The following is a 13,898-nucleotide window of genomic DNA, read 5'->3' on the forward strand; positions in this document are numbered from 1 at the left end:
GACCGCAATCGATGCCCCCTTCATGCGCGCGCCGTTCCGGGCTAATGCGCGGTGCGCAGGAGAATATTCATGAAAACAGCGCCGGTCGCCCTTCTCTACCAAGCGCTTCCACCGCCGCTGATCGACGGACTGCGAAAGGACGCGAAGCCGGGCGGATATTCAGATGGCGGCGCCGACATTGCTTTCGCCTTGCGGAGTGCGGGCGTGAACGTTGTCACACCCGCCCCCGCGCCAGACCCTTCCAAGGCACTCGACTGGGTATTCCCGGACACGGCCGAAGGCATCCGTAGCGCAGGCGCTGCCGGCGCATCGGTCCTGTGGGCGAACACGGTCCTGTTCGAAGGACATCCGCTCGAGACGGCAATGGTCGACTTCGACATCGTCGGGCAGCTTCCTGCGGCGATGCAGGCGTTCGACGACAAGTTCGAGACCAACCACCTTCTTGCCGAGGCTGGCCTGCCGGTAGCACGATCGTTTCTGCTGTCCGGCACGGCGAAGGAGAACGTCTGCGCACTGGCCGATGTCGAGCACGCGTGCGCGTCCCGCGGCATGTCCTTTCCGATGATCGTCAAGCCGGTGCGCGGACGTGGCAGCCAGGGCGTAACCCTGGTGGAGAGCCTCGTTGCCCTGCGCGATGCCGCGACTGCGTTGATCGCAGCCGCCACCTTCGGCGACATGCTGATGGTGGAAGAGTTTCTCGGCGGTGACGAGATGACCGTCAACCTCATGCCGCCCGCGTCCCCGCGCCCGGATGGTTCGCGGGCACCGACGCACTGGGCCTTGCCGCCCGTGTACCGCTTCGATCAGCGCGGCGGAGTAGCGCCGTACAACGGCGACGTTCCGGTCACCGCCAACAGCATCGCAATCGCCCCGGAGCGACTACTCGATCCGGCCATCGTGGCGATGATCGAAAGCTGCGTGGCGGCAGCCGCGCTGGTCGACGCGCGCACCGCGATCCGGATCGATTGCCGGGCCGATCGTCATGGTGTGTTCAAATTGTTCGACCTCAACATGAAGCCCAACATGACCGGGCCGGGCCGCCCGGGGCGCGAAGATCAGGATTGCCTCTCGGCCATCGCCGCCCGCGCCAACGGTTGGAGCTACGTCAATCTATTGCAGGCGATGCTTGCTGCCAAATGGAGGCTCGAGCCGCCAGGGGAGCTTAGCTAGGAACGTCAGCTACGGGGCGGGAGTACCGGCCCATGCTTCCGGGCAGACCCACAAGCGGCCGTCCAAAGCGTTCGTTCCACCTCCCGACTCCCGACATTCGTTCATCTCGATCCGACGTGATCGGATCGCTCAATCGTCGAACCAGCCCGTATCGCCCCCGATCGGCATGCCCGGCGGGATCGTCGGCACCGCGCGACGCTTGTCCAGTTCGCGCGTCAGCCGGTCCTCGTCGGTCAGGAGCAGCGCGACGTGGCGGCTCCAGGCGCCATCCTCGTCGCTGCCGGCCTTGGCCAGTCGCGTCGCGATCCCGCGCAGCCGATCGCCGAGCAGCGCCGCGACGTCGGGCGACGTCGCATCGTCGCGCGCCGTCGCGGCCAGCGTCATGATCGTGCGATAGGCGATCCGGCGGCCGACCGCGTCACGCCGTGCCGCGACGGTGGCGGCGATCAGCCGGTCGAGCAGCGTGTCGACGCCGGGCATTCCCGGATCGCGGCGATGCTGTTCGTACACCCGCGCCAGCCGCGCCGGTGCCAGCAGCGAATCCAGCGTCACCTGCGCGGCGACATCGGCCGCGACCAGCGGGTCGAACGCGGCGGCGCCCGCATTGCGGAATACCTCCTGATCGAACTGCACATCGCTGCGGCCGTTCATCGGCGACGACAGCGGCATCACCAGCGTCGCGGGCACAGTCAGCACATCCGGTGAAAGCGTCGCCAGCAAGGCGGCGAGCGCCGCGTCCTGCGTGGCGGCGGCAACCGGCGCGGCGGCCGGATGATTGTCGCCCGCGACCGCATAGGCATAGTCGATCCCGCCGACCAGCTTGCCCACCGCATCGATATCGTAGCGATGCAGCAGCCATACCGGCACGAACTTGCGCCGCAGATCGGACAGCGCCTCGCCACTGCGCAACATGCCGGGCCCGAACTGCGCGATCGCGATGCGGCGGACCGCCATCATGTGGTTGAGCGAGGCGACCGGATCGGGGCCGTCATCCCACATGCTGCCCCAGGGGCTCGGCGTGTCGGACGCGCGGCCGTCGATGTCGGTGATGAAGCGGACGCCCTTCGCCTGGATCGCGAGCGCCTTGGCCCGCGCGGCCACGTCCGGATTGGTACCGGGTGCGGCATCGGCATACAGCCAGTCGACGGTGAAGTCGTCCCATACCCCCCCGCCCTTCGCATAGGCGTCCGACAGGTCGATGCGGCCATCGGTCAGCTTGATGCGCGGTCCGGGATAATCCATCACCGTCGTCCGGTCCTGCGTGCTGCCCGCGAAATTGTGCATGAAGCCGATCGCATGGCCGACCTCATGCGCGCCGAGCTGGCGGATCCTGTCGAGCGACGCCCTGACCGGATCATTGCCGCTGCCGCTGTTGGTCTGCGCGGCGCCGACCAGCCCCTCGAAGATCGCCATGTCCTGCCGCACGCGCAGCGCGCCGATCACGACATTGCCCTTGATGATCTCGCCGGTCCGCGGATCGACGATGCCGCCGCCATAGGACCAGCCGCGCGTCAGCCGGTTCGACCAGTTGACCATGCTGTACCGCACGTCGAGCGGATCGGCGCCGACGGGCAGGATCTCCGCCCGGAACGCGTCGATCAGCCCGGCCTTGTCGAACGCCGTCGCCCAGTAATTGACGCCTTCCAGCAACGCGGTGCGGATCGGTTCGGGCGCGGCGCGGTCGATATAGAAGATGATCGGCTTCTTGACGCGGGAGCGGGCGGCGGCCGGATCGACCTTTTCCAGCCGGAACCGGTTGGCGAACTGCTGGACGACATCCTCGCCCAGCGGCGTCCCATAGTCGTAATATTGGTTACCCCCCGCCGCCGACCGGATGTCGAACTTGCGCGAGACGAAGCCGGGCGCAGGCAGCCGGACAAAGCTGTGGTGGACGGTGAAACCGATCTGCCGCGGCTCGGCGGCGATCCGCTCGACCTCGCGGCCCGGCGTGTCGGTCTGATAGGTCTGCAGCGCATCGACCTCGATATTGTCGGGGAAGACCTTGACCGACCCGGCATCCGCGACGCTGAGCGCATCGACCAGGCGGAACCCCTTGCCCGCCGCCGATCCGCCGCCCGCGCCGGCCATCGCCCAGCTCGCGTTCAGCGACTCCGCGATCCCCACCGTGTCGCGCGTCAGGAACGGGGCGATGTCGACCGTCACGCCGCCATCGGCTTCGGTCGCGACGATGTCGTGCATCGCCATGATGCTCGTCGGAAAGCTGGTGCGCGCGCCCGCTGCGACGCCGTCGTCACCGGTCGCGCGGAACTGGTGGTTTTCGAACGTCACCGCGACTTTCTTGCCGATCCGGCGGAACGCGAGGATATGTTCGGGCCCCAGCATCCCGCGGTCGAGCCGCAGATTGGCCGAGCCGATACCCGTCCGGAGCGAGGTCGCGTAGAGGAACCGTCCCGACGCTCCGTCCGCATCGGCGGCGGGCAGCGTGACGAGGATCCGCCCCTCGGCCGGCAACGCCCTCACCGCCAGCAGCGCCGCCTGCGTCGCCGCCCGCGCGACCTGCTGCGCCGCGACGGGTCCGCCCCCGCTCGCTGCGGCCACCAGCCCGACCGTCGTACCCCAGATGATCCTGCGCATCGCCTCGTCCCCCAATTGCTGCCATGCAGCAAACTAGCATGATCCAGGTTGCGGTATCCGGCGATATTGCGCAGTTTCGAAGCCTGGGTGACGAAATTCGGCAATAATCGGGGTGAATGATGCACGAAACCGAAAACAATCTTGTCGATCCTACCGATTACCGGCTTTTGCGCGAACTGATCCGCGATGGCCGCGCATCCGACGTGATGCTGGGCGAGCGCATCCATCTCTCGAGCACCGCGACCGCGCGGCGTCGCAAGATCCTGGAGGAAAACGGCGTCGTCGCGGGCTACACCGCGAAGCTGAACATGGCGAAGCTGGGGTTCAGCATTACCGCGATGGTCTCGATCGAACTCAGTTCGCAGGCCGAACATGTGCTGAACGAATTCGAATCCGCGGTGATCCTGTGTCCGTCGATGTCGTTCTGCAGCTTCGTGTCGGGCGAAGTCGACTTCATCATGATCGTCCATGTCCGGTCGTTCGAGGACTACGACCGTGTCTATCGCCGCGAGCTGTCGATGCTGCCGCATGTCGCCCGGATCCGCAGCAGCTTCCTGATGCGCGAGGTCGCGCAGCGCTCGGTCGCGCCGGCGGCGGTCAACGATCAAAGGTGACGTTCAGCGCGCCGAAATCACAACTTAATAATATCCGGCACGCCGTAAAGCATCAGTGGTTGCTCAAAACGTCGCCGATTCCGCAAAAGTAACATAGATTTCATCTCTAGATTGCGAGGAAGCGGCAGGCGGCATCTGATAGTCTCCGGGTCGGAACAGGACCGGGATACCCGGCCATCGAGTCCAACAGGCAGGAACCAGCGAAAAATATAAACGAGGGGATATCTGGACGGCACCCGATCACCTGAAGGGGGCTCTCCATGACTGTTCTGTATGGCGCCGACGTTGGCGCCTTCTCGATGCGCGCCCGGCCGACTGCCCGCTTGAAATCCGCCAGCCTCGTCAGCGTGGGCGTGCTGGCGCTGAGCCTCGCCACGCAGACGGCTTCAGCCCGGACGGTTGCGGGCCCGCCCGATACGGCGCTCCAGACCGAACGTGGCCCGGCCAAGTCCGCCCCGACGGATCAGGAGACGACGAACGTCCCGGGCGGCAAGCCCGAACTCGCGACCGATCCCGTCACCGGCGACGTCGTACCCGGGGACGACACGATCGTCGTCACGGGATCGCGGATCGAACGCGACGGCTATAGCGCCCCCACCCCCGTCAGCGTCATCACGGCCAAGGAACTCAAGGCGGAAGCGCCCGCCAACATCTCCGATTTCGTCAACACGCTGCCCGCGGTGCGCGGCAGCGGTACCTCGGCCAGCAGCAACGGCTCGCTCAGCAACGGGGCCGCCGGCATCAACTCGGTCAACCTGCGCAACCTCGGCGCGAACCGCACCCTGGTGCTCTTCGACGGCCAGCGCTCGGTCGCCTCGACCACCACCGGCCAGGTCGACGTCAACACCTTCCCCCAGGCGCTGATCGAACGGGTCGAGGTCGTGACCGGCGGCGCCTCGTCCGCCTATGGCTCGGACGCGGTGTCGGGTGTGATCAACTTCATCCTCGACCGCGACTATACCGGTTTCAAGATGGAGTATGAGCACGGCGTCACCACCTATGGCGACGCGCCGAACCACAAGGTGACCGCGACCAGCGGCAAGGCGTTCGCGGACGGGCGCGGCCATCTGATCGTGTCGGGCGAGCATTTCTCGCAAAAGGGCATCCAGACGATCGACCGCGACTGGAATGACAGCGGCTATTACCTTGCCAACAATCCCGCTTATTCCGCAGCGCGATGCACCGACGCCGCGTCGCTGAACACGCCCTGCGTCAATGAATTCCTGATCGCATCGGGCATCGGCACGGGCCAGTTCACGCCGGGCGGGCTCGTCAGCACCGGTCCGTTGCGCGGCACCTATTTCGGCTCGGTCGATCCCGCGACCGGCAAGGCGAGCGTCAACCAGCTGAACTTCGGCGCCACCAGCGGCCAGTGGATGGTCGGCGGCGACACCGACATCACCACCGCCGGGCATCGCAGCAGCGCGACGTTGCAGCCCGAGGAAAAGCGCAGCAGCGTATTCGGCCGGCTGAGCTACGAGGTCTCGCCGCTGGTCGAACTCTACGGCCAGTTCTCGTACAGCAACTATCGCGGCCAGAGCTATTATCAGCAGACGCCGACCACCGGCGTGACGATCCAGCGCGACAACGCCTATCTGCCCGATGCGACGCGCGCGGCGATGGCCGCGAACAACCTCAGCTCGATCCAGATCGGCACCAGCAACATCTTCCTGCCGCCGCAGGGCAGCGACAACGAGCGGCAGGTGTTCCGCTACGTCGCCGGCGCCGACGGGGCCTTCTCGACCGGCACGATCGACTGGAAATGGGGCGGCTATTATCAGCTGGGCAAGACGAAGACGAACGAGCGGCTGACCAACGCCTGGAACGTCTCGCGGATGGCGGCGGCGACCGACTCGGTCGTTGCCGTAGCGGGCAACAGCGGCGGCTACGCTCCCGGCACAATCGTGTGCCGGATCAATGTCGATGCGAATGCGGGCAACAATGACCCGTCCTGCGCGCCGCTCAACCGGCTCGGCACCAACGGCGCATCGCCCGAGGCGATCGCCTATGTCCTCTACAATGGCCGCCAGCCGCTGCGCAAACAGACGTTGAAGCAGGAAGTCGCGGCGATCAACTTTTCGACCAACAGCCTGGTCGATCTCTGGGCAGGCCCGATCTCGGTGGCGTTCGGCGCGGAATCCCGCAAAGAATCGGTCACCGGGTCGGTCGACCAGCTCTACCAGCCGATCGTCGCCAACGGCGTCACCACCGGCACCTGGATCTACGGCAACTACCTGCCGACCAAGGGCCGGTACACCGTCAAGGAAGCTTATCTCGAATCGGTCGTTCCGATCTTCAAGGGCATGGATTTCAACGGCGCGTTCCGCTTCACCGATTATTCGACCTCGGGCACCGTCGAGACGTGGAAGACCGGCCTGACCTGGCAGGTCATCCCGGACATCAAGCTGCGCGGCACGATCTCGCGCGATATCCGTGCGCCCAATCTCAGCGAACTGTTTGCGCCCGGCACGGGTCGCACCAACACCGTCAACGTGCCGCAGGTCAACGGCAGCATCGCTGCCAACCAGTTCAACGAATCCACCGTCGGCAATCCCGACCTGCGCCCCGAAATCGCCAAGACCTATGGCGCAGGCGTGGTGCTGACGCCGACCTTCCTACCGGGCTTCGCCGCCTCGGTGGACTATTACGACATCAAGCTCGACGGGGCGATCGACTCGCTGCTCGCGCAGACGATCGTCGACCAATGCTATCAGCAGGGCATTGCCGATGCGTGTTCGTTCATCTCGACCACCGGCGGCCGCGGCGTCACGACCTTGGGCCTGCCGGTGACCAGCATCGAGGTGAAACCGACCAACTTCGTCAGCGTGAAGACGCGCGGCATCGATATCGAGTCGAGCTATCGTCGGCAGGTCGGGCCCGGCACGATGACGCTGCGCGCACTGGCCAGCTACGCGTTCGAACTGACCAGCAACAACGGCGTGACCGCGACCACCGATCTGGCCGGCCAGAATACCGGTGGCCTGCCCGACTGGACCTATCGTTTCACCGCTGGCTACGATCACGATTCCGGGTTCAGCGTCCAGGGCATCGCCCGCGGCGTCAGCGGCGGGGTGTACAACAACAACTACGTCGTCTGCGCCACCGACTGCCCGCTCTCGACTGCCGATTACCGCACGGTCAACATGAACCGGATCGACGGGCAGTTCTTCTACGACGTCAACGCAAGCTACGCGTTCGAGACCGGCGGCGCGAAGGCACAGGTCTTCCTGTCGATCCGCAACGTGCTGAACAGCGAGCCGGTGCTCGTCGCCAACGGGCCGACCGGCAACAACACCCCCGCTTATCCGCAGACCAACCGCGCGCTCTACGACGTGCTCGGCCGCGTGTTCCGGATGGGCGTGCGGATCGGCCTCTGAGGGCACGTGCCCTCTCCCACCCCTACGACATCACCGTTCAGGAGATAAAGACATGGCCGATACCCGCCCGATGATTACCGCGCTGATCGCCGCCGCCCTGTGCAGCACCGCCGCTGCCGCCGAACCTGCCCCGATCCAGGCCTCCCCCGCCGCCGCAGGCATCGATCGCGACGCCTTGAAGAAACAGGCGGTCGCCGATGTCGAGGCGCACGCCAAGCTGATCCAGCAGATGGTCGATTCCCTCTTCAGCTTCGCCGAACCGGGCTTTCAGGAATTCCAGACGATGGAATATCTGACCGGCATCCTGAAGAAGGAAGGCTTCACCATCACCCGGGGCGTCGCGGGCATCCCGACCGCCTGGACCGCGACCTGGGGCACCGGCGGACCGCTGGTCGCGCTCGGCAGCGACGTCGACGGACTGCTCGGCCTGTCGCAATATCCCGGCTCGCCGGCGCTGAAACCAATGATCGCAGGCGCGCCGGGCCATGGCGAAGGGCATAATTCGGGCATGCCGATGATGATCGCCGCCGCGATCGCGGCAAAGGACGTGATGGTGAAGAACAGGATCGCCGGCCGGCTGATGCTGTGGCCCGGGGTCGCCGAGGAACTGCTCGCGACCAAGGCCTGGTATGTCCGCGAAGGCCTGTTCAAGGGCGTGGACATGTCGATCTTCGCCCATGTCAGCAGCGATTTCAGCACCGGCTGGGGCAATAGCGGCAACAATGCGCTGGTGTCCGCCGAATACACCTTCCACGGCAAGACCGCGCATGCGGCGGGGATGCCGTGGGAGGGGCGCAGCGCGCTCGACGGGGTCGAGGTGATGGACGTCGCCTGGAACATGCGCCGCGAGCACCTGCCCGTCACGCAGCGCTCGCACTACGTCATCACCAATGGCGGCGGGCAGCCCAACATCGTCCCCGACATCGCCAGCGTCTGGTATTATTTCCGCGACCTGGATTTCGGCAGCGTCCGCGACCTCTACACGACCGGCAACGAGATCGCCGATGCGGCCGCCAGGGCGACCGGCACCACCGTCGAACACAAGCTGCTCGGCTATGCCGCGCCCAATTACGGCAACAAGCCGCTGGCGGAGGCCGCCTATGCCAATATCAGCGCGGTCGGCATGCCGAGCTGGAGCGCCGATGACCAGGCCTTCGCCAGGACGGTGCAGCAGACCAACAAGCGAACCGTCAAGCCGCTGCCCAGCACGGTCGCCGAACTGTCGACGCCGGCCAACCGCGAACGCTCGCTCGGCGGCGGATCGGACGATATCGGCGACATCATGTGGACCGTGCCGACGATCACGGTGCGCTATCCCTCCAACATCCCCAGCATGATCGGCCACAACGTGCTGTCGGCGATCGCGATGGCCACGCCGATCGCGCACAAGGGCGCGGTGGCGGGCGCCAAGGCGGTGTCGATGACCGTGCTCGACATCATGACGACGCCGCAACTCGTGACCGACGCCAAGGCGTTCCAGCAGACCGTGCAGTTCAAGGACCAGAAATACGACCCCGTCGTCACCGCCAACGACCCGCCCGCCATCCACCTGAACACGGAGATCATGGAGCGGATGCGCCCGGCGATGAAGAAATTCTACTACGACCCGGCCAAATATCCGACCTATCTCGACCAGCTCGGCATCAAATATCCGGCGCTGGCAGCGTCGACGCCGACGTCCGACTGACGACCGTCACCAGGCTCGGGGCGATGGTGACGGCGCAAGCTGCTCTGTCACCATCGTCTTCCCAATGAGCAGACACCGCCGCGCGATGTTGGCCGCCACGTATTCTACCAGATCCTCGCCGCGACAAATGCATGCCTTGCCACGTCGATCGCACGCGTGGCCAAGTTGCCCGACGACACAGCCTGAAAGGACCGAGAGCTGTCGACGGGAATCCTGCCGGACGGACGGGTCCAGACGCCTGCCGAGGGGCGATTTCGTCGTCTTACCTTAGGGGGGCGTTCTCGGCGGTGTGCTCCTCCTCGCGAGATCTTCCAGATGACCCATAACCGGTCATTCAAAGCGCCCTTCCCCATTCCCAATTTTGGCCATTCGTTCATCGCCGCGCCAGAGCTCTGCGGCCCTATTTCATCGTGCCCGCGCCGTCGTCAAGGCGGGTTGACGAACCGCCAGCCGAGCGTCGTGTCCTTCAAATTTCAACTGTCAGAATCGAGCTCGGCAATGATCTTGCCCGCTTCGGCGAAGGCGGTATTTGCCGCGGGGACGCCCGCGTAGATGGCCGATTGCATCAGCACTTCCTTGAGTTCCTCACGGGTGAAGCCGGCACGCATCAATCCGGTGCGAACGTGAAGCGCGAACTCCTCCCAACGACCGAGTGCTATGGTGATCGCAAGCACGATGAACCTACGGCTGCGGTCATCGAGGCCCGGCCGGCCCCAAATTTCATTCCAGGCGATCCGGGTGATCATCGCCTGGAAATCGGCGGTGAAGTCAGTCCGCCCGGCCAGCGACGCGTCGACCCACGCATCGCCGAGTACCCGGCGCCGGTTGAGCAGCCCCGCCTCGAACAATGTGTTTGCGGCATCGTGGGTATCGGCCGGTTTCAGGAAATCGCGAAGCGTTACTGCAAGCACCGCGGGTGTCTCAATTGGTGCGAGATGTGCGGCATCGAGATGCACCACCCGTGCGCCGGGAACCGCTGCCACGATGCGGTCGCCATGCCCCGCAAACGGCGTCGAGATATCGCGACCGCCCGCGACGACGAGTGTCGGCATACCGATCGCCGGCAACCGCTCGATCAGCGCCATATCACGGATCGCTGCACCGCAACCCGCATAGCCGGCATCGGCCATCGCGATCAGCCCCTGCCGCACGCTTTCGGCCGCGCCACCGTGCGTCGCCACGAAGCGCGGCGACAGGAACGCGGCAAGTCCCACCGCCTCATGGACTACCGGGCCGTGCAGCATCGGGATGAAACTGCTCTCGACATAGAACAGGCTTGCGGCACGCAATGCGTTGCCCGTGATCGCGACCGCAACAGCGCCCGCCAGCAGCAAGGCGAAACGGAGCGGCGGGGCCCGAACGATCGCTCCTACGAGGCTCGCCAAAACAAGGAGCGCCCACAGCATCCGCACACCACTGCACGGCCCGTCGAACAGCAGTTCGCGGCCATGCCATTCTAGCGCGACGCCCTCAAGCGTGACGCCGATCCCGTTCATCCGTAGCAACCCCGCTGTCAGGAGCGCGGAGACACGGCGCAGCGGTCCGGCGACCAATATGTCGAGCGTCGGCAGGATCGGCACCGCCAGCAGCGCCAGCGCCAGCACCGGCCATCGCAACCGCGGCATCGCGCTCCAGCTCAGCCCGGCGACAACCACGCCGATCTCGATCAGCGCCACGCTGGTCAGCGCTGCAGCGGCGCTGGCGACCAGCACGGCGACCACCCCATCGGCTCGGACTTCGTGCGTTGCGTGGACCAGCGCCCAGCCGAGCGCGGCGAGCAGCGCCAGTGTCGTCGCGAGCCCGACGCCGTCGGCGCGACCGGCCAGCAAGAACAGGCCGTGCCAACCGCCGCCCGCGACGGTCACGGCGGCGATCCGCGCGGGGATCACGCCGCCACCGCCCGCAAGTCGCGCTGTCGTTTGACCAGCCATGCGCCGGCCAGCGCCGTCAGGATCAAGAGCGCCCAGGTTTCCGGCTCGGGCACCGTAGGCACCGCGTCAGGATCGGGGACCGGCAGCCCGTTCGCGGTATAGTCGCGCACGGTCTCAAGGACGACAGCGCCGCTGACGGGCGTGATCACGTTGACCCGATGCGCGAGGCTTATTGCGCCCTCGCGTGCTTTGCCCCGACTGCCGCCCATTCCCGCTAATCGCTCGGCTGCCCAGAGCCGCACGATATGCGGCGACCCCGGAATTGCAGCGCGAGCAAGCGCGGTCCTCGCGACCGTCCAGCGCGGCGCGTTCCCGCCAACATCGGCTAGGATTATGCGGAGATCCGCCGTTGCATCGCCGCTCGGGGCGGGCAATCGCGCCGTGTCAAACCAGCGGCTTCCGGCGAGCGTCATCGCTCGTCCTGGTGCGACCTGATACCGAACCAATCGCGGCAGCGCGGGAAGCCGCTCGAGCGCTTGCTCCAGCGCCGGCTCGGGCGAAGTGAACCGGATAGGCTGCGCACCGTGCAGCCACAGCAGCGTGGCATCGGCACGTGGCATCGCCTGGAGCGCAACCGCAAGCCCGGCACGGTCGTCCTGTCCTCCCCGGAAGCTCATACCCGCCAGCACCGCGCGCACCTCCGCAGCCTGCTCGCGCGACCAGGGACGCGGCATAACGAAGCCGGGCTCGTCGCCAGCGACGACCAGCCCGACGACACGTCCGGGAGCAATCGCCTCCAACGCAGCCGGCAGCGCGGTGGCGATGGCCGCCATGTCCGCTGCGCTGTCTACGACGAGCATGACCGGGCCGCGTGATGAGGTTTCCCGTACGATCCGCTGCTCGACCGACACAGCTGCAGCCTTGCCTTGCATCGTCATGCTGCCGAACGTCGTCAATGGCACCGTCACCGGCGGCAATGTCAGGCGAAATCGCCCGGTAAGCAAAGCCGCATCGTTCAGCGCCGTGCGCGCCGCCCTGCCCCCCTCGATCCAGATGGCGTGTCGCAGGTCGGCGTCGAGATCGAAATTGCGCTCGACCATGGTCGGCAAAGCCAGCGTCCGGCGCCCGTCCGGCCGGATCGCGAACGGCGCGGTCACGCCGATCCTAAGCCGCATCGACGCACGCGGCTGGATCGGGAACACCTGTACGAGTAAACGTTGCGCGCCATCGGTCGTCACCAGCAGGGGATCGCGCGACGCGCTGACCACCTTCCTGTACGCAGCCCGCGTCTCGCCGCGGCCGGCGATGCTCGCCTCGCGCGGCTCGCCGTTGATCCACAAGGTCGCGCGCGACGCGACTGCCCCCTCCGGCAGCGCAATGGTGAAACGCGCCTCGCGCTGTATGTCGCCCCGGTTGGCCAAGTCGATCGTCCATTCGAGATAGGCGAGACTGTCGCGTGCGGCGACCGCGCCGTCGATACGCGATCCCGCCAGTGCCAGATCCGGCACGCCCCCGCCGACCGCCTCGCCGCCCTGGTCATCGTCCCACGCGAACAGCCTCGTCCGATCGCCGACGGCGTACCCCGGCCGCGCAGCGGCGTTGAATGCCTTCCCCGTCACTCGGTAATAAAGCTCGCGCGCCGCGTCGGTCCGGCGCGGTTCGTTCCAGAACACCCCGTTGGTCCAGGCGGACACGAGGAAGCTCGCGACGCCGCTCGCACGTGCGCTATCGCCATAGGATTGGCGGAGCAGCATGTCGCGGTCGCCGAGCGCGCGCATGAGCGCCACCGCGCTCCGCCGCCGCTGGACGCTCCCGTCATAGCGATCCAGGGCGACCTGCGTGATCGTGGCGGGCAGATCGACCAGCAGCAGCGCGACCACGCCCAACGCGACACCGCCGACAGCGATTCGGCCGCCGCAGTCGCGCGATGCCGCCGTTTCACCCGTCCAACGAACCGCAAAAACTAGTCCCGCGAGCGGGGCGAACGGCAACAAGCCGATACCGACGAGAATGATCGCGATGAACGCGAAGGGCAGCATCGGCAGAAACAAGAGACTATAGCTCGCCGCCACCGCGATACTCACGCCGCCGACGATCACCAACCACACAGGCGCCGTATCCTCCGTCCGCAGTGCGCGCCAGAGCAGAAAGTTGACGATCGGTACCAGGGAGATGATGACGACATGGCCGACCGTCGGCACCGGATCGAAGAACGCGCCGGCACAGATCCCCGTCACCAGTTCGATCAGGATGACGATGGCGGGAAAGATACTAGCGACGACAAGCGCGCCTGTGCCCGGGCGGGAATGGTCAGGATACGACATGGCGAATGGCTCCTTCGGGAGCCGTTTGCCGCAACGATGCCGAGCCGAGATGATGACTCCGTGAAGACTTTCGGGAAAAGATGTGCAGGAACGGTGCAGACGCGGAGTAGGTAGCGACTTGAGTGAAGCCCCCCCGATCTGACCTGGGTATGATAGCAAGGCAGGAGCGTTTTGCGGGACCGCCACCATTGCGAGTTGGCCACTACTGCTGCATCAAAGCAACTCGACTTACGCCATTTGTTCATCACGAAGGTAAGTCC

At 66.1% G+C, this 13,898-nt stretch carries 7 protein-coding genes; 4 read left to right on the forward strand and 3 right to left on the reverse strand.

Features of this window, described 5'->3' with window-relative positions; translation table 11 throughout:
- Window positions 1–69: 69 nt before the first annotated feature.
- Window positions 70–1,170, forward strand: a complete 1,101-nt coding sequence (locus tag FHY04_RS12565; protein WP_183936652.1) for a biotin carboxylase — start codon at window positions 70–72, stop codon at window positions 1,168–1,170.
- A gap of 129 nt (window positions 1,171–1,299) precedes the next feature.
- Here the strand turns inward: FHY04_RS12565 and FHY04_RS12570 are convergent, their stop codons facing one another.
- The gene (locus FHY04_RS12570; RefSeq protein ID WP_183936653.1) at window positions 1,300–3,765 is read right to left on the reverse strand and encodes a zinc-dependent metalloprotease; all 2,466 of its coding nucleotides are present in this window, start codon (window positions 3,763–3,765) and stop codon (window positions 1,300–1,302) included.
- Window positions 3,766–3,884: 119 nt separating this feature from the next.
- Between FHY04_RS12570 and FHY04_RS12575 the strand changes: the two genes are divergently transcribed.
- The 3 genes from FHY04_RS12575 to FHY04_RS12585 all read left to right on the forward strand — a co-directional run bounded on the left by FHY04_RS12575 (window position 3,885) and on the right by FHY04_RS12585 (window position 9,443).
- Entirely contained in the window at window positions 3,885–4,379 is a 495-nt protein-coding gene (locus tag FHY04_RS12575) for an Lrp/AsnC family transcriptional regulator (protein ID WP_056409979.1), read from the forward strand.
- Window positions 4,380–4,639: 260 nt separating this feature from the next.
- Entirely contained in the window at window positions 4,640–7,756 is a 3,117-nt protein-coding gene (locus FHY04_RS12580) for a TonB-dependent siderophore receptor (protein WP_260171484.1), read from the forward strand.
- Between the two features lie 52 nt (window positions 7,757–7,808).
- The gene (locus FHY04_RS12585) at window positions 7,809–9,443 is read left to right on the forward strand and encodes an amidohydrolase (protein WP_183936654.1); all 1,635 of its coding nucleotides are present in this window, start codon (window positions 7,809–7,811) and stop codon (window positions 9,441–9,443) included.
- 473 nt (window positions 9,444–9,916) lie between these two features.
- Here the strand turns inward: FHY04_RS12585 and FHY04_RS12590 are convergent, their stop codons facing one another.
- Window positions 9,917–11,374, reverse strand: a complete 1,458-nt coding sequence (locus FHY04_RS12590; RefSeq protein WP_183936655.1) for an archaeosortase/exosortase family protein — start codon at window positions 11,372–11,374, stop codon at window positions 9,917–9,919.
- On the reverse strand, window positions 11,329–13,638 hold the full coding sequence (locus FHY04_RS12595) for a VIT domain-containing protein (protein WP_183936656.1): 2,310 nt from the start codon (window positions 13,636–13,638) through the stop codon (window positions 11,329–11,331). The genes FHY04_RS12590 and FHY04_RS12595 overlap by 46 nt, the downstream gene beginning before the upstream one ends.
- Window positions 13,639–13,898 lie beyond the last annotated feature (260 nt).

This window comes from Sphingomonas sp. BK481, assembly GCF_014194875.1.
In the GTDB taxonomy this organism is placed as follows: domain Bacteria; phylum Pseudomonadota; class Alphaproteobacteria; order Sphingomonadales; family Sphingomonadaceae; genus Sphingomonas; species Sphingomonas aerolata.

Coding starts and splice junctions, on each gene's coding strand:
- FHY04_RS12565 (WP_183936652.1), top strand. CDS start 70: ATGAAAACAGCGCCGGTCGCCCTTCTCTACCAAGCGCTTCCACCGCCG.
- FHY04_RS12570 (WP_183936653.1), bottom strand. CDS start 3,765: ATGCGCAGGATCATCTGGGGTACGACGGTCGGGCTGGTGGCCGCAGCG.
- FHY04_RS12575 (WP_056409979.1), top strand. CDS start 3,885: ATGCACGAAACCGAAAACAATCTTGTCGATCCTACCGATTACCGGCTT.
- FHY04_RS12580 (WP_260171484.1), top strand. CDS start 4,640: ATGACTGTTCTGTATGGCGCCGACGTTGGCGCCTTCTCGATGCGCGCC.
- FHY04_RS12585 (WP_183936654.1), top strand. CDS start 7,809: ATGGCCGATACCCGCCCGATGATTACCGCGCTGATCGCCGCCGCCCTG.
- FHY04_RS12590 (WP_183936655.1), bottom strand. CDS start 11,374: ATGGCTGGTCAAACGACAGCGCGACTTGCGGGCGGTGGCGGCGTGATC.
- FHY04_RS12595 (WP_183936656.1), bottom strand. CDS start 13,638: ATGTCGTATCCTGACCATTCCCGCCCGGGCACAGGCGCGCTTGTCGTC.